General features: G+C 62.3%; 18 protein-coding genes. 10 read left to right on the top strand and 8 right to left on the bottom strand.

Going from position 1 to position 18,444, the window contains the following annotated elements; genetic code table 11:
* Positions 1-51 precede the first annotated feature (51 nt).
* Both VQ575_RS12380 and VQ575_RS12375 read right to left on the bottom strand, forming a co-directional pair.
* Positions 52-1,236, bottom strand: a complete 1,185-nt coding sequence (locus VQ575_RS12380) for a porin (RefSeq protein ID WP_039588320.1) — start codon at positions 1,234-1,236, stop codon at positions 52-54.
* Between the two features lie 258 nt (positions 1,237-1,494).
* Positions 1,495-2,769, bottom strand: a complete 1,275-nt coding sequence (locus tag VQ575_RS12375) for a glucarate dehydratase family protein (RefSeq protein ID WP_325919779.1) — start codon at positions 2,767-2,769, stop codon at positions 1,495-1,497.
* Between the two features lie 96 nt (positions 2,770-2,865).
* Between VQ575_RS12375 and VQ575_RS12370 the strand changes: the two genes are divergently transcribed.
* Positions 2,866-3,762, top strand: a complete 897-nt coding sequence (locus VQ575_RS12370; protein ID WP_039588318.1) for a LysR family transcriptional regulator — start codon at positions 2,866-2,868, stop codon at positions 3,760-3,762.
* Between the two features lie 63 nt (positions 3,763-3,825).
* Here VQ575_RS12370 and VQ575_RS12365 read toward each other — a convergent pair whose 3' ends face one another.
* Positions 3,826-4,728, bottom strand: coding sequence for an ADP-ribosylglycohydrolase family protein (locus VQ575_RS12365; RefSeq protein WP_325919778.1), 903 nt, complete (start codon positions 4,726-4,728; stop codon positions 3,826-3,828).
* A gap of 220 nt (positions 4,729-4,948) precedes the next feature.
* Here VQ575_RS12365 and VQ575_RS12360 point away from each other — a divergent pair, with 220 nt between their 5' ends.
* Entirely contained in the window at positions 4,949-5,380 is a 432-nt protein-coding gene (locus VQ575_RS12360) for a nuclear transport factor 2 family protein (RefSeq protein WP_039588317.1), read from the top strand.
* 74 nt (positions 5,381-5,454) lie between these two features.
* Here VQ575_RS12360 and VQ575_RS12355 read toward each other — a convergent pair whose 3' ends face one another.
* Positions 5,455-6,378: a LysR family transcriptional regulator gene (locus tag VQ575_RS12355; RefSeq protein ID WP_325919777.1), complete on the bottom strand. Its 924-nt coding sequence runs from the start codon at positions 6,376-6,378 to the stop codon at positions 5,455-5,457.
* 125 nt (positions 6,379-6,503) lie between these two features.
* Here VQ575_RS12355 and VQ575_RS12350 point away from each other — a divergent pair, with 125 nt between their 5' ends.
* Positions 6,504-6,710, top strand: a complete 207-nt coding sequence (locus tag VQ575_RS12350; protein ID WP_039588315.1) for a tautomerase family protein — start codon at positions 6,504-6,506, stop codon at positions 6,708-6,710.
* Positions 6,711-6,948: 238 nt separating this feature from the next.
* Positions 6,949-7,683 (top strand): SDR family NAD(P)-dependent oxidoreductase, encoded by a 735-nt coding sequence (locus tag VQ575_RS12345; protein ID WP_039588314.1) that lies wholly within the window; start codon positions 6,949-6,951, stop codon positions 7,681-7,683.
* Between the two features lie 49 nt (positions 7,684-7,732).
* On the opposite strand, the gene VQ575_RS12340 is transcribed toward VQ575_RS12345, so the two are convergent.
* Together VQ575_RS12340 and VQ575_RS12335 are read right to left on the bottom strand one after the other, a co-directional pair.
* Positions 7,733-9,874: a TonB-dependent siderophore receptor gene (locus VQ575_RS12340; protein WP_198726601.1), complete on the bottom strand. Its 2,142-nt coding sequence runs from the start codon at positions 9,872-9,874 to the stop codon at positions 7,733-7,735.
* Between the two features lie 100 nt (positions 9,875-9,974).
* Entirely contained in the window at positions 9,975-11,369 is a 1,395-nt protein-coding gene (locus VQ575_RS12335; RefSeq protein ID WP_325919776.1) for an aminotransferase-like domain-containing protein, read from the bottom strand.
* Between the two features lie 132 nt (positions 11,370-11,501).
* Here VQ575_RS12335 and VQ575_RS12330 point away from each other — a divergent pair, with 132 nt between their 5' ends.
* The 6 genes from VQ575_RS12330 to VQ575_RS12305 all read left to right on the top strand — a co-directional run bounded on the left by VQ575_RS12330 (position 11,502) and on the right by VQ575_RS12305 (position 17,067).
* Entirely contained in the window at positions 11,502-12,668 is a 1,167-nt protein-coding gene (locus tag VQ575_RS12330) for an MFS transporter (RefSeq protein WP_039588310.1), read from the top strand.
* 91 nt (positions 12,669-12,759) lie between these two features.
* Positions 12,760-13,431 (top strand): GntR family transcriptional regulator, encoded by a 672-nt coding sequence (locus tag VQ575_RS12325; protein ID WP_039588308.1) that lies wholly within the window; start codon positions 12,760-12,762, stop codon positions 13,429-13,431.
* 109 nt (positions 13,432-13,540) lie between these two features.
* A complete protein-coding gene (locus VQ575_RS12320) occupies positions 13,541-14,473 on the top strand; it encodes a 4-hydroxyproline epimerase (protein WP_039588307.1) in 933 nt (310 codons plus the stop codon).
* Positions 14,470-15,585: an NAD(P)/FAD-dependent oxidoreductase gene (locus VQ575_RS12315; RefSeq protein ID WP_039588305.1), complete on the top strand. Its 1,116-nt coding sequence runs from the start codon at positions 14,470-14,472 to the stop codon at positions 15,583-15,585. The genes VQ575_RS12320 and VQ575_RS12315 overlap by 4 nt, the downstream gene beginning before the upstream one ends.
* Complete coding sequence (locus VQ575_RS12310) at positions 15,578-15,814, top strand: 2Fe-2S iron-sulfur cluster-binding protein (protein ID WP_325919775.1); 237 nt, start codon at positions 15,578-15,580, stop codon at positions 15,812-15,814. Before VQ575_RS12315 ends, VQ575_RS12310 begins: the two co-directional genes overlap by 8 nt.
* Positions 15,811-17,067: an FAD/NAD(P)-binding oxidoreductase gene (locus VQ575_RS12305; protein WP_325919774.1), complete on the top strand. Its 1,257-nt coding sequence runs from the start codon at positions 15,811-15,813 to the stop codon at positions 17,065-17,067. The genes VQ575_RS12310 and VQ575_RS12305 overlap by 4 nt, the downstream gene beginning before the upstream one ends.
* 9 nt (positions 17,068-17,076) lie before the next feature.
* Here VQ575_RS12305 and VQ575_RS12300 read toward each other — a convergent pair whose 3' ends face one another.
* Together VQ575_RS12300 and tssE are read right to left on the bottom strand one after the other, a co-directional pair.
* Positions 17,077-17,889 (bottom strand): oxidoreductase, encoded by an 813-nt coding sequence (locus tag VQ575_RS12300; RefSeq protein ID WP_198726593.1) that lies wholly within the window; start codon positions 17,887-17,889, stop codon positions 17,077-17,079.
* Positions 17,890-17,996: 107 nt separating this feature from the next.
* Positions 17,997-18,443: a type VI secretion system baseplate subunit TssE gene (gene tssE, locus VQ575_RS12295; protein ID WP_039588301.1), complete on the bottom strand. Its 447-nt coding sequence runs from the start codon at positions 18,441-18,443 to the stop codon at positions 17,997-17,999.
* Between the last annotated feature and the right edge of the window lies 1 nt (position 18,444).

Below are 18,444 nucleotides of genomic sequence, written 5' to 3'. Positions count from 1 at the left end.
GAAAACCCAGGATTTGCTCCGGACCGCCGTTGTGGCGGGGCCGCTGCGTCCTTACCAGGTCAACACCGCCCCCACCGCGAAGGTGTCGGTGTCTTCGTCCTGCGCGCTGGTGTCATGGCCGTTGATTTCGAACTGGTTGTACTCGGCCACGAGCTTGAGGTTGTCATTGATGTCGTGGAACAGCGCGACTCCACGCGTCTCATAGTCGGCGCCGCTGCCGACCACGCCGTTGCCGTCGTCCTCGGTCTTGCCGTAGGACAGCGCCAGGCGATTCTTGCCCAGTTTGTAGGAGCCCTGCAGCAGATAGCCCGTGCTGTCGACGTTGCGCAACGTGGCTTCGCCGGCATTGTTGGTGAAGAACGGGTTGATGCCCTTGGCCTGGAAACCGGAGCCGGTGAGCGACAGCCCGCCCATCTTCGCCTGGACCCCATAACCCAGCCCTTTGGAGGTGACGGACTCGACGCTGGAATCGGTGTTGTCGGAGGTCTGGTAGCTGCCGTTCAGCCAGCTGTAGATCTTCGCCCCACCCAGGTCGAACTGGTAGGTGACTTCGCTCTCGGTGCGCGGGTTTTCCTGGTAGGCCTTGCCGGTGGCGCTGCTGTCGTTGGTGTCCACCGGGTCCATGATGCCCACTGCCACGCGCAACCCGTCCATGATGGGGGTGCGATAAGTGATCTGCGACGTCGGGAACGGGTACGGATAACCGCTGCCGATATTGCCGAACGACACGCCGCCACCGTCCACCAGGCCCAGGGTGTCGCTGACCTGGCCATAACCGGCCAGCAACTCATCGAGCAGGATGTTGGAGCGGGCGAACAGGCCGAAGTCCTTGCCGATCAGCACCTCGCCCCACTCCGGGTTGGCAACGGTGCCGTAGAACTGCCGTACGTCGATCGCGGTGTCGGTGCCGTTGGTTTCACTGTCGTTGATGGTCACCCAGAACGAGGCCCGGGCGCCGAGCTTGAGGTCATCGACCTGCTTGCCCATGTTGAAGCCCAGGTAGTTGGGCAAGAACCCCATCTTGACGCGCGACTGGCGCCGGTCGAACTGTTCCCCGGCGCGGTCGACATCACTGTTGACGTAGAAAGCGTTGATATAGCCGTCGGTGGAAAAAGTCGTCTGGTCCTTGTCGTACAGCATGATTTCGGCTTGGGCCCAAGGCATCGAGCCGAGGGTCGAGAGGCCGGCGATGAACGCAGGCAAAAAACGCAGGCAGGTATTCTTATTGTTGTGCATGGCGCGCTCCGCAACAGGGGACGGGATGTCGGAGGCGATTATCGAAAGGCACTCGGGCGCGTCATACGCTGCCTTGGAGGTGATTGTCGGCTGCTTTGGCAGCGCCGGCCCGGCGCGGCAGTTTTGAAGTAAGACCCCAATGCCGCGGGGCGCGGTACTTTGGGTGTGGGCCGGTGGGTGGGTCAGGAGGATCAACCCATTGGGCAGTCAAACTGAGTTGCTGGTTTGGGCCTGCTGCGCAGGCCCCTCGCGGTCTCCTCAGAACCGCGGCTTGACGGTCTTCCAATCCGGCTTGTAGCGCCGCATCTGCCTCACGTCATCGCGCTGGCGAATGCCGCAGCTGAGGAACTGCTCATGCAGCTTGCCCAACTGATCGCGGTCCAGCTCCAGCCCCAGGCCCGGCGCCCGGGTGATCTTCACGCAGCCGTCGACAAACGGCAGCTTGCCACCCTTGATCACTTCTTCATCCGGCTCCTGCCAGGGGTAATGGGTGTCACAGGCGTAATCCAGGTTCGGCACCGACGCCGCCACGTGAGCCATGGCCATGAGGCTGATGCCCAAGTGCGAATTGGAATGCATCGACACGCCAAGGCCAAAGGTGTCGCACATTTTCGCCAACACCTGGGTATCGCGCAGCCCGCCCCAATAATGGTGATCAGCCAGGACAATCTGCACGCTGTCCTGGGCCACGCTGCGGCGCAACTCGTCGAAATCGGTGACCACCATATTGGTCGCCAGTGGCAGACCCGTGCGCCTGTGCAGCTCGGCCATGCCCTCCAGCCCAGGCGTCGGGTCTTCGTAATACTGCAGGTCATCCCCGAGCAGCTCGGCCATGCGGATCGAGGTTTCCAGCGACCAATTACCGTTGGGGTCGATACGCAATGGGAAGCCAGGGAAAGCCTTCTTCAGCGCCTTGATGCAGGCCACCTCATGCTCCGGTTCGAGGGTGCCGGCCTTGAGCTTGATGCTCTTGAACCCGTATTCCTCGATCATCCGCCGCGCCTGGGCGACGATCTGTTGTTCGTTCAGCGCTTCGCCCCAATTGTCCGCCGGGTACGGCGAATCGATGTGCTCGGCGTACTTGAAAAACAGGTAGGCGCTGAATGGCACTTCATCGCGAATCGCACCGCCCAGCAAATCCACCAGCGGTACGTTCAGGTAATGGGCCTGCAGGTCCAGGCAGGCCACCTCGAATGCCGAATAGGCATTGCTGACGGCTTTGCTCGCGTGTGAACCCGGCGCCAACTCGGCTCCGCCAACGCTGGCCGGCTTATGGGCCGCCACGGTGGCCTGGACAATGGTCCGCAGTTGGTTGAGGTTGAACGGATCCATGCCGACCAACTGATCCTTGACCTGCTGTTGGATCGCCAGGGCCGGCGCATCGCCGTAGCTCTCACCGAGGCCGATGTAGCCATTGTCGCTTTCGATCTCGATGATCGAGCGCAGCGCGAAGGGCTCATGGATGCCGCTGGCGTTCAGCAATGGAGGGTCGCGAAAAGCGATGGGGGTCACAGTGACGCGTTTGATCTTCATGCAAAGGCTCCGGAAGTTTTCCGCGCCGATGATGGACGCCGTCGATTGTTACCGTCTAATCTAACTTGGCACTTGATTGATACCTGGATTGAATCAATGTTTGAGCTGGCCCAACTGCGCTGCTTCACCACCGTGGCGACTGAACTCAACTTCCGTCGCGCCGCCGAACGCCTGAACATGACCCAACCGCCCTTGAGCCGACAGATCCAATTGCTGGAGCATCACCTGGGTGTCGAACTGTTCACCCGAAGCACCCGCAGCGTTGCCCTCACTGCCGCCGGCCGAGCGTTTTTCATCGAAGCGCAGAACCTGCTGCAACAAGCGCAGCAGGCCGCCGAGGCCGCCAAGCGTTTTGCCCAGGGCGACATCGGCTCGGTCACCATCAGCTTCGTCGGCAGCGCAGTGTATGAGTTCTTGCCCAAGGTCATCGCCGAGGCACGGCTCAAGCAACCACAAGTCAAAATCGTCCTGTCGGAAATGAACACCTACCAGCAACACGAAGCCCTGCGCGCCCGGCGTATCGACCTGGGCATCGTCCGCTCGCCCCTGCTGGAAACCGGCTACGTCACCGAATGCCTGGTGCGCGAACCGTTTGTCCTGGCGGTACCTGCGGACCATCCGCTGGCCAACGCCGAGACCGTCGGCGTGCAGGATCTCGACGGACAGCCGTTCCTGATGTACGCCCACTCCGCCTACCCGCCCTTCAACGAACTGCTCACCGGCATGCTGCGCTCGGCCCGGGTCGCCCCGCAGTTCGTGCAATGGCTAGGCTCCTCGCTGACCATCCTGGCGCTGGTCAACGCGGGCATGGGCCTGGCACTGGTGCCGCGTTGTGCGACCAGCGTGGCGTTCCGACAGGTGGTGTTTCGTGAGATCGACTTGGGCGAAGGGGTGCAGAGCGAACTGCATCTGGTATGGCGTCAGGACAACGACAACCCGGCGTTTTCGATGTTGCTGGAGGGGATTCGCGGGGCGGTTCGGGAGGGAATGTGAAAACGGAGCCAGAGGCTTGCGCTACCGACTGACTCCGCACTAGGCAAGGATTCGAAAAGCAATTCAGTCCTTGAGATGAAGCGCATCGGCGATGGTTTCAATCTCCTGTCGCATCCACAACTTCTGCAACCAATCGGAGGGAATAGCCTGTACTCCATAAAACGCCCCGGCCAACTGCCCGACAATGGCGGCGGTGGTATCGGCGTCGTCGCCCAGGTTCGTCGCGGCCAGCACTGCTTCAGCGAAACTGTCCGTATGGAAAAAACACCACAACGCCGCCTCCAGAGACTCGACCGAATAGCCGGTGCCCGACACCTCACTGCGGGCTTTTCCCTGATACTGGCCTTGGGCGAGCGCGATTACCTTGGCCTCGGTCAGTTGCTCGGACGACACACGCAACACGTCCATCTTTGAGTCACCGTTCAATGCGTTACCGATGACATCGGCCAACACCTGGCAACACTCCACCGCCTCCGTTGCCCCGTGAGTCGTGCGCGAACTCAGCGCGGCGAACTCACGGATACGGTTGCGATCCGGATAAAAGAACAGCACAACCGGTGCCAGTCGCATGAGCGAGCCATTGCCAGCCGTTTGAGGATGGGTGCTACCCGCGAATGGGTCTCGATGTGACTGATAGCGCTCCAGTGCGTCGCGAACGGTCATGCCGATGTCAAAGCAAGCGCCCGTGGAACTCAGGTAACCCCAATGCCACCAGTTGAGGTATCGGCCCATTTGGTCAGCCGCATCAAAGCCACGCTTTTGCAACAGACTCTCTGCCAGACACAACGCCATGGAGGTGTCATCGGTCCATTGGCCAGGCTGGAGGTTGAAAGGCCCGCCACCTACCATGTCGGTTACCGGTGGAAAGGAATTCCGTGGTTTGAATTCAACTGTCGTGCCAACGGCGTCGCCACATGCCAAGCCCAGCAGGCATCCGCGATAGCGGTCCAAAAGTGTCGAGGCCATTCTGATTCCTTCAGTTTCGATTTCGTCCGCGCCCAAACAGCGCACAGTCGGCGGAATGATAGCGGGTGGGCGCGTTTAGGAAACCTGACTGCAATCTTCTCTATCAAATTCATGGCCCACGTCCACTTGGCTATTCCCGCGCACCACGACAGGTTGTACGATGACCGATGAGCCTAGATGCTCGAACTCCAGATACCTACAAAAACAAGGAAAAAAACCCATGAAAAAAGCATCATTGCTGATCGGTTTCGTTTGCCTCTTCAGCGGCTACGTCGCAGCCGCCCCCGCACCGGCCGAGAAGGAAGTGGCCGAAGCAGTCGACCACCTGACCCAGGCCATGCTGCACAAAGACATTCCCCAGCTTCAGGCCTTGGCCGCCGAGAACCTGACCTACGGCCACTCCAGCGGCAATATCCAGGACAAGAAAGCTTTCATAGCCGACATCGAGACCGGTAAGAGCGCGTTCAAGACCCTGGAAATGAAGAACCAGAAAATCACCGTCTCAGGCGACGTAGCCATGGTGCGCAACCACTTCTCCGCCCAAGCGCTCAAGGGCACCGAAGTGGTCCCGACCGAAATCGAGAATTTCCAGATCTGGCAGAAACAGAACGGCAAATGGCTGTTGATCGGGCGTCAGGCGTTCCGGTTCTAACACTCGGACAGAACCTCATTGGCGAGGGAGCTTGCTCCCTCGCCACGGGAATCCAGTCGAGGCAGGTCTTTACTTCACTCCGCCGCCCACTGTTGCCGGTGTTCCAACAGGAAATCCACAAACGCCCGTACCCGCTGCGGCACGTACCGCCCATGGGGATACAGCAGCGTAAACGGACGCGAGCGCCCCGCGAACGGCGCCAGCACTTCCACCAATCGCCCGTCCGCCAATTCCTGTTCGACAATGAATCGGTAGGTCTGGAACAGCCCGGCGCCATGCTTGGCCAGCGTCACTCCGCCCAGCACATCGTCGGAGCAGCAATACCCGCCCTGCCCGAACACCTCTTTCTCCTTGCCCTCGACATTGAACAACCAAGAGATACGACGACCGCTGCTGGGCAGTTCGAATTGGATGCACTCATGCAGGTCGAGGTCTTCCAGGGTTTGCGGCGTGCCGACCCTTCGCAGGTAATCCGGGGAAGCGACCACCGCCAGTTTCGCGTCTTCGAGCAACCGGGCGATCATCGACGAATCCGGCTGGGCGCGCACTCGTATCGCCAGGTCATAGCCCTCGGCAACAAAGTCGATATTGCGGTTGCTCAGGTGAACATCAATGGTGACCTGCGGGTATTGCGCGCGAAATGTCGGCAGCAACGGCAGGATGCGGTGATGGCCGTAGGTGGTGGGCACGCTGATGCGCAATTGTCCGGACGGCACCGATTGCGCGCCCATGACTTCCTGTTGCGCCTCGACCAGTTGCGTCAGCGCCTGGCGACATTGCTCGAAAAAGGTCCTGCCGGCCTCGGTCAGGCGGATGCTGCGGGTGGTGCGCACAAACAGCCGCGAACCGAGGCGCTCTTCCAAACGAAAGATCGAACGGCTCACCGCCGCTGGGGTAACGCCCGCTACCTGCGCCGCCGCCGTGAAACTGCCCGCCTCGGCCGCCAGGCAGAACAGTTCGATACTGCCTAACTGCAAGTCTTCGAAGTGACGCTTCATGATTCATTACACCGCGTATCAACTGAAGATTCCCGATGCCTGTTTATCAGGCCGTGGCGTATAAATACAGTGGTCCTCGATTGCGCGGGCTTCTCCTGCGCAAATGTCACCCACCGGAGTGCAGCATGCCTTTCGTCAATGTGCGTATTACCCGCGACGGCGTTACCCGCGAGCAGAAAGCCCAGGTCATTAGCGAAATCACCGAAACCTTGCGACGCGTGTTGGGCAAGGACCCGCACCTGACCCATATCGTGATCGAGGAAGTCGACACCGATAACTGGGGTTATGCGGGCATGACGACAACCGAGTATCGAAGTAAACCCAAGGAATAAGGCTTCACCTTACCGAGCCCGGCCTCAATGACCGGGCTTTTTAATGCGCTTGATAAACCTGTGGGAGCGAGCAGGCTCCCACAGCAAACTGCGCGGGCTCCGATAATTGATTACACCGAGTATCAACTCAAGTACCAGAACCCCCATTTATCAAACCCAAGCGCATCAATACCCTGATCACAACCAACGCCCAGACAGGCGCAGCGGTTCCAACTCAACGTGATCAGGAGTCAACATCATGAGCAATCAGAAAACCGTCATCATCACCGGCGCTTCCAGCGGGATCGGCCTTGGCCTGGTCAAGGCGTTCCTGGCGCGCGGTTACAACGTGGTGGGCAATGCCCGCTCCCAATCCGGCCTGGACGATGCCGCCGGCCAATTGGGCCATCCAGCGAGCTTCATCGGCGTGGCCGGCGACATTGCCGATCCAGCGACATCTACCGCCCTTGTCGACAAAGCCATCGCGGCATTCGGCGCGGTGGATGGGTTGGTCAATAACGCCGGTTTCTTCCTGCCCAAACCCTTTGTCGAATACAGCCCGCAGGACCTGGAATCGCTGCTCGACACCAACCTCAAGGGTCTCGTCTATGCCAGCCAGGCAGCTGCCGCGCACATGATCAGCCGCCAGCAAGGTTTCATCATCAACATCTCCGCCTCGGTGGCCCTGCAACCGAACATCCAGGTGCCGGCGGCGCTGCCCGTGTTGATCAAGGGCGGCGTCAACCAGATGACCCGCGCCTTGGCACTGGAACTGTCGCCCCACAACATCAAGGTCAACGCCGTAGCACCCGGCATCATCGACACACCGATGCATGACCCGGCGCACCGCGACTTCCTCAACAATCTGGCCCCGGCCGGCCGGGTCGGCACCATCGATGAGATCGCCGACGCCGTGTTGTACCTGGCGGCAGCCGACTTCACCACCGGGGCGATCCTGCCGGTGGACGGCGGGATGAGCACCGGCAAGTGGTAAAAAAAAACCCCGAAGGCAAGACCTTCGGGGTTTTCATGCAGCCTTGAATCTACAGCGTGTAGGAGATGCCCGCCTGCACCGTCCGCGGTGCGCCCGGGTAAGCGTAGACGCCACCAAACGCGCCTTCTTCGTAATCGGCGTCAAACAGGTTCTTCAAGTCCAGATTGAGGCGGATGCGCTCGTTGACCTTGTAGTAGCCGAGCAAGTCGACCACCGTGTAGTCGTCCATGGTGAAGGTGGTGGCTGCGGTGTTGCCGGCCCGCTCATCCACGTACCTGGCGCCCAGGCCCAAGCCCAGCCCCTTGAGACCGCCGTCCTGGAACTCATAGACGTTCAGCAGGCTGACGGTGTTCTTCGGCACGTTGAGCAAGCGCGTCCCGGTGGGGATGCTGGCGTCCTTGGTCACTTCGGCATCCACATAGGCGTAGCCGCCGATCACGCGCCACTCCGGCGTCAGGTTGCCCGCCACGTTCAAGTCGAAACCACGGCTGCGCACTTCGCCAGCGGCAACGTTGAAGGTCGAGTCCAGTGGATCGGGGGTCAAGACGTTGCGTTTTTCGATCTGGTAGACCGCCGCATCGACGCTCAACTGGCGATCCAGCGCCTCCCACTTGACGCCCACCTCGTAGGATTTGCCTTCTTCGGGCTTGAATCCCCCGCCCTCGCGGCTGGCGCCGTTGTTCGGTTTGAACGAGCGGGCGGTGTTGGCGTAGACGGCCACGGTGTCGGTCAGGTCGTAGATCACGCCCAGGCGCGGGGTGACCGCATTATCGGTAACGTCCCAGTTCCGGCTGCCGGGGCGCGCCTGGGGGACGAAGGTCTCGTACTCATGCTCGAACCGCTCGAAACGCGCGCCCGCCAGCACCTTCAGCCGCTCGGTCAACGCCACCTGGTCCTGGATAAACACGCCGAAGGTCTTGAGGTTTTCCTCGTCATGGGTCGGCGTGCGGGTCAACGCCGGGCGTGGCTGGCCATACACCGGATCGAAGATGTCGATCGGATACGCGCCGGTGCCGGCGGCGGAACGCCGGATGATGGACTTGTAGTCGTAATCTTCGTACTCGATCCCGGTCAGCAGCGTGTGCTCGAACCCGCCCGTGGAGAAATGCCCGGTGAGGTTGAGCTGGGTATCACGGTCGGTCCATTCCAACTTGCGGTAGTTGAAGTTACGGCCCAGGGTGCGCCCATCGGCGGCGATGCCATTGCCTTCCACCGCGTTGCCCTGCAACGTGCCGTCGAGCCACTGGGTACCACCGGCCAGGGTCCAGTCGTCGTTGAGCATGTGCTCGAAACGCACCTGCAGCATGTTGTTGTCGTTGTGCAGTTTGCCGGCGTCCTTTTCGCCGAAGAACGTATCGCGCGACGCGGAGCCACGTTGGCCGGCGTAGTGCGTCAGGCCACGGTCCAGCGGCGCATTGTTGCGCATGAAATCGCCCTCGAACGTCAGGCGCGTGGTGTCGTTGACTTGCCAGGTGACCACAGGGGCGACGCCATAACGTTCGGTCTCGACATGATCACGAAACGTGTCGCCGCCCTCGCCCACCACATTCAAGCGATAAGCCAGGCGGCCTTCATCATCCAGCGGGCCGGACGCATCCAGGGTACCGCGACGCATCCCCTGGTCGCTGACCTGGCTGCCCAGGGTCACCGTGCGCTCGGCCAACGGTTGCTTGGACACCACGTTGAAGGTGCCGCCCGGGTCGCCACGGCCATAAAGCATGGTTGCCGGCCCACGCAAGACCTCCAGGCGCTCGATGGTGTTGGCATCAGGCATGTTCGGGTAGCCGCGGTTGATTGGAAACCCGTTGCGGTAGAACTCTCCGGTGGTGAAGCCGCGCACGGTAAACGTGGTCAGCCCCTGGCCGCCGAAATTGTTCCCCCTGCCGACGCCGCCAGCATAATCCAGGGCATCTTGCAGGCGCGTGGCGCTGAGGTCTTCGACGACGTCGCGGGACACGACCGAGATCGACTGCGGCGTTTCATGAATGGCGGTGTCGGTGCGCGTGGCGCTGGCGGAACGGGTGGCGTGGTAGCCCTTCACCGGACCCTGTGCCGTCTCGAAGTCCGAGGTGCCAACGATATCGGTGGCTTGCAACTCCAGCGGCGCCTTCGCCGTGGAACTGGGCTCTTCTGCCCAGGTGGAAATGGAATAAGCCTGGAGCACACACAGTGAAACGAGTATCCGACGCATCGACACACAATCCTAATGAAAGAACGCCGTTCCCAGGGAGGCCGGCAAGAATGTGTCGCGAAAGATACAGCAACTCATTCCTATTTGATATTTATTCCCATTAGCACTGCCGTTCCAATTTTGACGTTTGTTCGATTTGCCTGAAAAAAGCCTGGGCCCGAACGTCCTGGCTGTACGCCACGTTCAGCCGCAACCAGTCGCATGCCTCCCCCTCCGGCAAGAACGTCGAGCCCTGGGACAATTGGATTTGCAACTGCTCGGCGATCTGCCGGACCCGCTCGGACGCTACGTGCCGAGGCCGCGCCCACACGAACAAGCCTCCACTGGGCTCGGCAAACACTTCCCAGTGGTTGGGATCAAGCAGGCGCAACGTGCTCGCCATCTGCTTGTTCAGGCGCCCGCGCAGGCGTTGGATCAGCTTGCGATACGCGCCGTTCGCCAACAAGGTTGCCACGACATTTTCCGAAAGCAGTGAACAGCCGATGCCGGTGACCATTTTGATGTGCGCCAGGCGCTTGATGATTTCCGGTTGCGCGACGACGTAGCCGATGCGCAACGAACTGGACAAGGTCTTGGAGAAGCTCGCCAGGTAGATCACCCGATCCAACGCGTCGAGGGACGCCAGGCGCGATGTCGGGCCGTTCTGGAAATCGGCGTAGATATCGTCTTCGATGAGGCGAAAGTCGTGCAACGTCGCCAGTTGCAACAGGCGATAGGCAACGCTCGGCGCGAGGCTGGTGCCAGTGGGGTTCTGGTACATGCTGTTGATGAAGAAATACGCCGGCTTGTGCCCATCGAGCAGCCGTTCCAGATGGGCGATGTCAGGGCCTTGGGCAGTCCTCGGCACGGCCAGGGTCTTGACCCCGTGCAGCTCCAGCAGGTTGAACAGGTTGTAGTAGCCGGGGCTTTCCACCAAAACCAGGTCGCCCGGCTTGAGCAACGTGCGCACCAGCAGGTCCAAGCCATGGCTGGCGCCCTGAGTGGTGATGATCTGGCGCAGGTCGACATGAATGTCGATCAGGCCCAGGCGTTTCTGGATCTGCGAGCGCAGATCAGCCGAGCCCAACGGCGTGCTGTAGTTGAACAGCGCCTGATTGTCGCTGCGCACCACCTGGCGGATCGCCTGGCCCAGGTCGGTGTCGTCGCGCCACGCGTCTGGCAGCCAACCGCACCCCAGCTTGAGTTGGGTCGATGCGTTATCGAACAAGGGCCAGGCGGTTGCTTCATCCTCGGCCTGCGGTGCCGACGCCTGGGACATCTGCTGTGCCACGAAAAAGCCCGAGCCATGCCGGGACTCCAGGACGCCGCCGGCGACCAACTGGTCATACGCCTTGATCACGCTCGACAGGCTCAGGCCGTTTTCCGTCGCCAGTTGGCGGATCGAAGGCATGCGCGCGCCCGCACGAATGCCATGGCTGTGGATCCATTCGGTGACACTGGCGACCAGTTGCCGGACCACGGATCCCGTGGCGTTTCGATCGATGTTCAGGTCCATGGCGCGGGATCTCGGCTAAGTGTTCTCGAATTTCGAGCGAACAGTTAAGCATAAAAGACCCCGCTCTGTTCCTTGTTTGCCTGCGGTGCGGCATTGATAGTCCGTCCAGACTCTCACTTGCAAGGAACACTCTTGGACGCACAGCAGCGACATTCATGGGGACTGGCCTTTGGTCTTTGCCTGATCACCCTGGCGGTCAACCTCCAGGCGCCGCTTTACACCACCTATGCGCAGCTTTCCGGTTACGGCGCAGGCGCCACGGCGGTGGCGTTTTCCGGTTATGTCCTGGGCGTATTGCCGGTGTTGCTGGCGTTCGGCGGACTGGCCGACCGCGTGGGTCGCAAACCGTTGATCCTGGCGGCGCTTTGCCTGTCGATGCTGGCGACGGTGATCACTTCGATCTGGCCGAACCTGACGGCGCTGGGCGTGGCGCGCCTGATGATGGGCGTCGGCACCGGGTTGGCCTCGGCGACATCCACCGCCTACATGGTGGAACTGATGCCGACCGGCGACGCACGGGCGCCGGCCAACCGAGTCACGGCCAGCACCTCCCTGGGGTTTGGCCTGGGCGCGGCGCTGACCAGCCTTTTCCTGTTCGCCCATCACAGCGTTACGCCAGGCAGTTTCTGGTTGCAGCTGGGGTTGGCTGCCCTAGCGATGATCGTGGTGGCGCGGCTGCCGGACCCTGCCCCGAGATTCAGCCACGCGCCGCTGTTGCGCCTGCCGTTGTTTCCCGCTGGCAGCCTGCCCTACAGCTTCTCCATGTTGCTGGCCTGGGCGACGTCGGGGCTGGTCATCGCCATCCTGCCTTCGGTGCTTGCTGCCCATGGCTTGCAGCGCTGGTCCGGCCTGTCGACATTTACCGTCATCAGTTGCGGATTGATCTTCCAGCCCTGGGTGAAACGCATGCAGCCGGCCAGGGCCACGGGGTTGGGCCTGCTCGTCTTGCCTTTGAGCTATGCGTTGCTCGCCTGGGGCGCAAGCCGGGGTTCGCTGCCCGCCGTGCTGCTCGGGGCGCTGGGCGCCAGCAGTGCATGCTACGGCTTTCTGTACCTGGGCGGACTGTCAGCAATCACGGCCATGGCCGGTGCGCAAAAAGCCCGGGTCAGCGCCGGGTTCTTCCTGTTCGCCTATGTTGGATTCAGTATCCCGGTCGTCGTGACCGGGTGGTTGGCCGACCAATTCGGCGCTGACGTGGCGCTGACGGTGTTTGGCCTGGCACTGTTGGCAGGCGCAACGATTACCGGGGTGCGCATCGTCCGGACAGAGGCCTTTGTCGCCCAACCTTCCCCCAGCTGACGAATCCCCTCGCCACAACGGCAGACGTCACTCGACATCGCGATAGCCGGGTCGTATACCATATCTCCACCTCAGCCAAACGACCGCCGCCGTGACTTTATCCAAGTTCAACCTGCCCGACCTGGGCAACACCCCATCCACCTCGGAAATCATCACTCGGCACCTGCGCGACGCCATCGTGGCCGGGCACTTCGCCGAGGACGAGCCGATTCGCCAGGACGACATCGCCCGGCAATTCAACGTCAGCAAGATCCCCGTGCGTGAAGCGCTCAAGCGCCTGGAGGCCGAGGGCCTGGTGATGTTCCAGCGCAATCGCGGGGCGATGGTCACGCGGATCTCCGAGGCGGAGCTGGCGCAGATGTTCGAGGTGCGGATGCTGCTCGAGGACAAGGTGCTGCGCCTGGCAATTCCCAACATGACCGAAGCGACCTTCACCCGCGCCGACAGCATTTGCCGGGAATTCATCGGTGAGGACGACGTCGGTCGCTGGGCCGAGCTGAACTGGCAGTTGCATGCCTGCCTCTACGAACCCGCGCAGCGGCCCTTCATGGTGAGCCTGATCCGCTCGGTCCACGACAAACTCGAGCGTTACCTGCGCATGCAAATGAGCCTGTCGGCCGGCAAGGAGCGCGCCGATCATGAACACCGTGAAATCCTCGACGCCTGCCGCGCCGGGGATGTGGAGCGTGCGGTGAAACTGTTGGACGAGCATATCGCCGGGGTCTGCAAGACGCTGTTCGAGTTCCTGCCGACGAGCCGGTGACGCCATGGCGCTGTGCTGATTTCGTCACCGACAGCAGCTAAATCCATCAAGCCGACAGCCCCCGGCGCGCGCCACGCTTGTGTCCACTCATCTGAACGGACGTGGCGCCATGAAACGCATCACCGTGATCGACTCCCACACCGGCGGCGAACCGACCCGGCTGGTGACCGACGGTTTCCCCGACCTGGGCCAGGGCAGCATGGCCGAGCGCAGGCAGCGCCTGGCCGAACAACACGACGCCTGGCGCACCGCTAGCGTGTTGGAACCTCGCGGCAGCGATGTGCTGGTGGGCGCGTTGCTGTGCGAACCGGTGGACCCGGCCGCCTGTGCCGGGGTGATCTTTTTCAATAACAGCGGCTACCTGGGCATGTGCGGCCACGGCACCATCGGCCTGGTTGCATCATTGGCTCATCTGGGACGAATCGGTCCCGGCGTGCATGGTATCGAGACGCCGGTGGGCACGGTACAGGCGACGCTCCATGAAGATCGCTCGGTCAGTGTGCGCAACGTGCCGGCCTACCGATATCGCCAGGCCCTGCGCCTGGAGGTGCCGGGCATCGGCCCGGTGACCGGCGATGTGGCGTGGGGCGGCAATTGGTTCTTCCTGATCGCCGATCACGGCCAGCGTGTGGCGGGCGACAACCTCGACGCATTGACCGCTTATACCTTCGCTGTACAGCAGGCCCTGGAGCAGCAAGGCTTTCGCGGCGAGGACGGCGGGCTGATCGATCATATCGAGCTGTTCGCCGACGATCCCCAGGCCGACAGCCGAAATTTCGTGCTCTGCCCCGGCAAGGCCTATGACCGCTCTCCTTGCGGCACCGGGACCAGCGCCAAACTGGCGTGCCTGGCGGCCGATGGCAAGTTGCAACCTGGGGAGGTCTGGCGCCAGGCCAGTGTCATCGGCAGTGAATTCGAAGGATCGTATGAGCGATCGGGCGAGCGCATCGTGCCGACGATTCGCGGCCGGGCCTATATCAGCGCCGAGAGCACACTGATCATCGAGCCGGACGATCCTTTCGCCTGGGGCATTCGCCCGTGAACGAAGGCCATGCCGCAGACGTGATCGTCATCGGCGCTGGCATCATTGGCGCGGCCTGCGCCCAGGCCCTGGCACGGCGTGGTTTGCGGGTGCTGGTGCTGGACGCTGGATGGCACGGCGCCACGGCGGCCGGCATGGGGCATTTACTGGTGCTCGACGACAACCCGGCGGAGCTGGCCCTGAGTCAATATTCCTTGCGGCGCTGGAGGGAGTTGGCGCCTGCGCTGCCCGATGCTTGTGCCTGGCGCAACAACGGCACTTTATGGCTGGCGGCCAATGCCGAGGAAATGACTGTCGCCCATAGCAAATACCTGAACCTGATGGCCCATGATGAGCCCTGCGAACTGATTGGCCGCGCCACCTTGCAGCAGCGCGAGCCGGAATTGCGGGCGGGCCTGGAAGGTGGGCTGCTGATCAAGGGCGACGGTATTCTCTACGCGCCAGCGGCCGCCCGCTGGATGCTCGATCACACCAATATTCGTCAACAACACGCGCAAGTCAGCGAAGTGGACGGCGACCGCGTACGCCTCGCCGATGGCCGTTGGCTCAGCGCCGAAGCGGTGGTGCTCGCCAATGGCATCCAAGCCACCGAGCTGTGCCCGGAGCTGCCGATAGAACCCAAGAAGGGCCACCTGTTGATCACCGATCGCTACCCCGCCACTGTCGTCCACACCCTGGTTGAGCTGGGTTACGTCACCAGCGCTCATAACGCCAGCGGACCGTCGGTGGCGTGCAACATCCAACCGCGCCCGACCGGACAGCTGTTCATCGGCGCTTCGCGGCAGTTCGGCAACGTCGATCCGCAAGTGGAAGGTTGGATGCTGGCAAAAATGCTCAAGCGCGCCGTGGACTACATGCCAGGGCTGGCGGACCTCAACGGCATTCGCGCCTGGACCGGCTTTCGCGCGGCGAGTCCCGACGGCTTGCCGCTGGTGGGGCAACATCCGCAGCGCAAGGGTTTGTGGCTGGCGGTGGGTCATGAAGGGCTTGGCGTCACGACTGCGCCAGCGACGGCCGACCTGCTGGTCGCGCAACTGTTCAACGAAACCGCGCCGCTGGCCGCAAAACCCTATCTGCCGCAGCGTTTTTTGGGAGCACCGGTCCATGCCTGATTTGTTTGTCGATGGCCGCGCGCTGTCTGTCGTCAATGGCACCAGCGTAGCGGCGGCATTGGCCATGGGCGCCGATGGCTGCAGTCGCACCTCGGTGACCGGCCAGCGCCGCGCGCCTTTGTGCGGCATGGGCGTTTGCCAGGAATGTCGGGTGATGATCGATGGCCGACGGCGCCTGGCCTGCCAGACCTTGTGCCGCGACGGCATGCACGTGAACACCCGACCATGACCGAATTCGCCGACCTTCTCATCATCGGCGGTGGCCCCGCCGGCATGGCCGCCGCCCTGGCTGCAGCGAACAGCGGCGTGCGCATCGTGTTGCTCGATGACAACCCGACTCCCGGCGGACAGATCTGGCGCGACGGACCACAGGCCCACTTGCCTGTCGAGGCGCGACGAATGCGCGAGCGTTTGCTTGCCTGCGCCAACGTGCACTGTCACACGGCAACCCGGGTGATTGCCAGCGCTGCCGATAAGACCTTGCTGGTGGAAAACGCCGAGCAGGGTTGGCTGATCAGTTACGACCGCTTGATCCTGTGCACCGGCGCCCGGGAACTGCTGCTGCCCTTTCCCGGCTGGACGCTGCCCGGCGTCACCGGTGCCGGTGGCTTGCAAGCGCTGATCAAGGGCGGCCTGCCGGTGCGCGGCGAACGCCTGGTGATTGCCGGCAGCGGCCCCCTGCTGCTGGCCAGCGCTGCCACGGCGCGGCATCACGGAGCCCAAGTATTGCGCATCGCCGAGCAGGCCAGGCGCACCGCCGTCATGGGTTTTGCCATGCAACTGCCACGTTGGCCGGGTAAATCATGGCAGGCGCTCAGCCTGTTCGATGCCCGTTACCGCACCGGCACTCATGTGTTGGAGGCCCTGGGACGGGACACGCTCGAAGGCGTGCGCCTGCTGCAGCAAGGCCAGACGGTGGAATTGGCTTGCGACCGGTTGGCCTGCGGCTTCGGTCTCATTCCCAATACCCAGTTGGGCCAGGCGTTGGGTTGCGAACTCGCTGGCCAGGCCCTGGCAGTCGACGCCTGGCAGGCCACCACTCGCCGCGATCATTACGCCGCGGGTGAATGCACCGGTTTCGGCGGCAGCGAACTGGCCTTGGTGGAAGGCGCCATCGCCGGCCACGCCGCCGTCGGTGATACAGCGGCAGCCGAGCGCCTGTGGGCGCGTCGCGGGCGATGGCAGGGGTTTGCCCGGGCGCTGAACGACGCCTTCGCCCTCGACGCTCGTTTGAAAGGCCTGCCCCAGGGCGATACGGTCGTTTGTCGTTGCGAGGACGTGGCCTACGAGGCATTGAGTGGCCATGCCGACTGGCGCGAGGCGAAGCTCGCCAGCCGCTGCGGTATGGGCGCCTGCCAAGGCCGGGTCTGCGGCGCTGCGTTGGAACACTTGTTTGGCTGGACGCCGCCCATTCCTCGCCCACCCTTCAGTCCGGCGCGGATCGAAACGTTGCTGAGCCTGGGAGACATCTCATCTCCCTGATGGGCGGGCTCATGCGAGTTGCATCGCCTTGCGGATCCCCGTATCCAAGACACCCGCGGGCGCGAAGCGGCGCATGAACTGCAATTGGGCGGCGGCCTTTCCCGCGGTGTAACGCAACTTCGGACGGTCGGCGCGAGCGGCCTTGAGCACCACGTCAGCGACGACATCGGGGCCCTCGGCTGTCGCCATTGCTTGATTGACGACCTTGGTGACCTTCACACGAATCTCTTCGTACAGGTCCAGCTTGGCATCAGCCTCAAGGCTGTTGCTTTCGAAGGCTGTCTTGGTATACCCGGGTTCGATGACAACGACCCGGACGCCATGGGTCCGCAGCTCATGGTCCAAGGCCTGCGAATACCCGTCCACCGCGTGTTTGCTGGCCACATAGAGCGCCACATAGGGTACGGAGACGACACCCAGGATCGAACCGATATTGATGATGCGACCCACGCCCTGGCGCCGCATGTGAGGCACAACGGCGCGCGTCATTCGCACAATACCGAGGAAATTGGTATCGAAGATCGCCTTGGCCTGCTCGATCGAGCTCTCTTCCGCCGCGGCCGGAGCAAGCCCGAAACCGGCATTGTTGACCAGCAAGTCGATACGCCCTTCCAACCGCAACAATTGCGCGACGGCCGCCTCGACGGAGGCGTCATCGGTCACGTCAAGCGCCAGCATCGCATAGGTCTGGTGATCGGCCCGGGTCCCGCGCCGGCTGGTGCCGTATACCTGATAGCCGGCCGTCACGAGCGCCTTGGCGATCGCTTCGCCGATACCGGACGAAGCGCCGGTGACCAACGCTACGGGCTTGTGAGTTGTCATGAAATTTTCCTCGGCAGTTGGGTCGGACCCGGCATCGATGCGTGTCGGGGGACTCTATGATGATGACCGTAATCATTGCCGTCAACGGTTTTGATTTTGATCGACATCTAATTGAGGGGCATCGACAGATAATTCTGTTGCGCCAGATGACGCACCAGGACTTTGCCCTCCGGACCCAAGGTCGTGCCGAAAACCACCCGCCGCCCGCCTTTCAATCGTCCGTCCAGGGCACACTCCAGATGCCCCGGCATGGCCTGCGGCAGCAGCTCGATGGAAAGCTCCGCCAGCCGTGGTTCGTATTTGAGCAAGGTATTGGTCATCGTCCTCATCAAGGTGTGGGCCGTCGCAGGCAACCCTTGCAAAACCGTCCCCATGTCGGGCAGCCCGTAGTCAGGCAGATGACTGAGCGTTCCCGCCCTGCAATTGAGGATGCGTTGCAGATTGTCCAGGACCGACAGTGTGTGCCAGTCCTGTTCGCTGACCCGATGCAAATCCAGCTCACCGGCAAAATTTTGCAACAGCATTTCGTAAAGCGACGGGTTGGGCTCAGTCATG

Source organism: Pseudomonas frederiksbergensis (genome assembly GCF_035751725.1).
Classification (GTDB): domain Bacteria; phylum Pseudomonadota; class Gammaproteobacteria; order Pseudomonadales; family Pseudomonadaceae; genus Aquipseudomonas; species Aquipseudomonas frederiksbergensis_A.
This window is presented reverse-complemented; position numbering and strand designations above follow the sequence as displayed.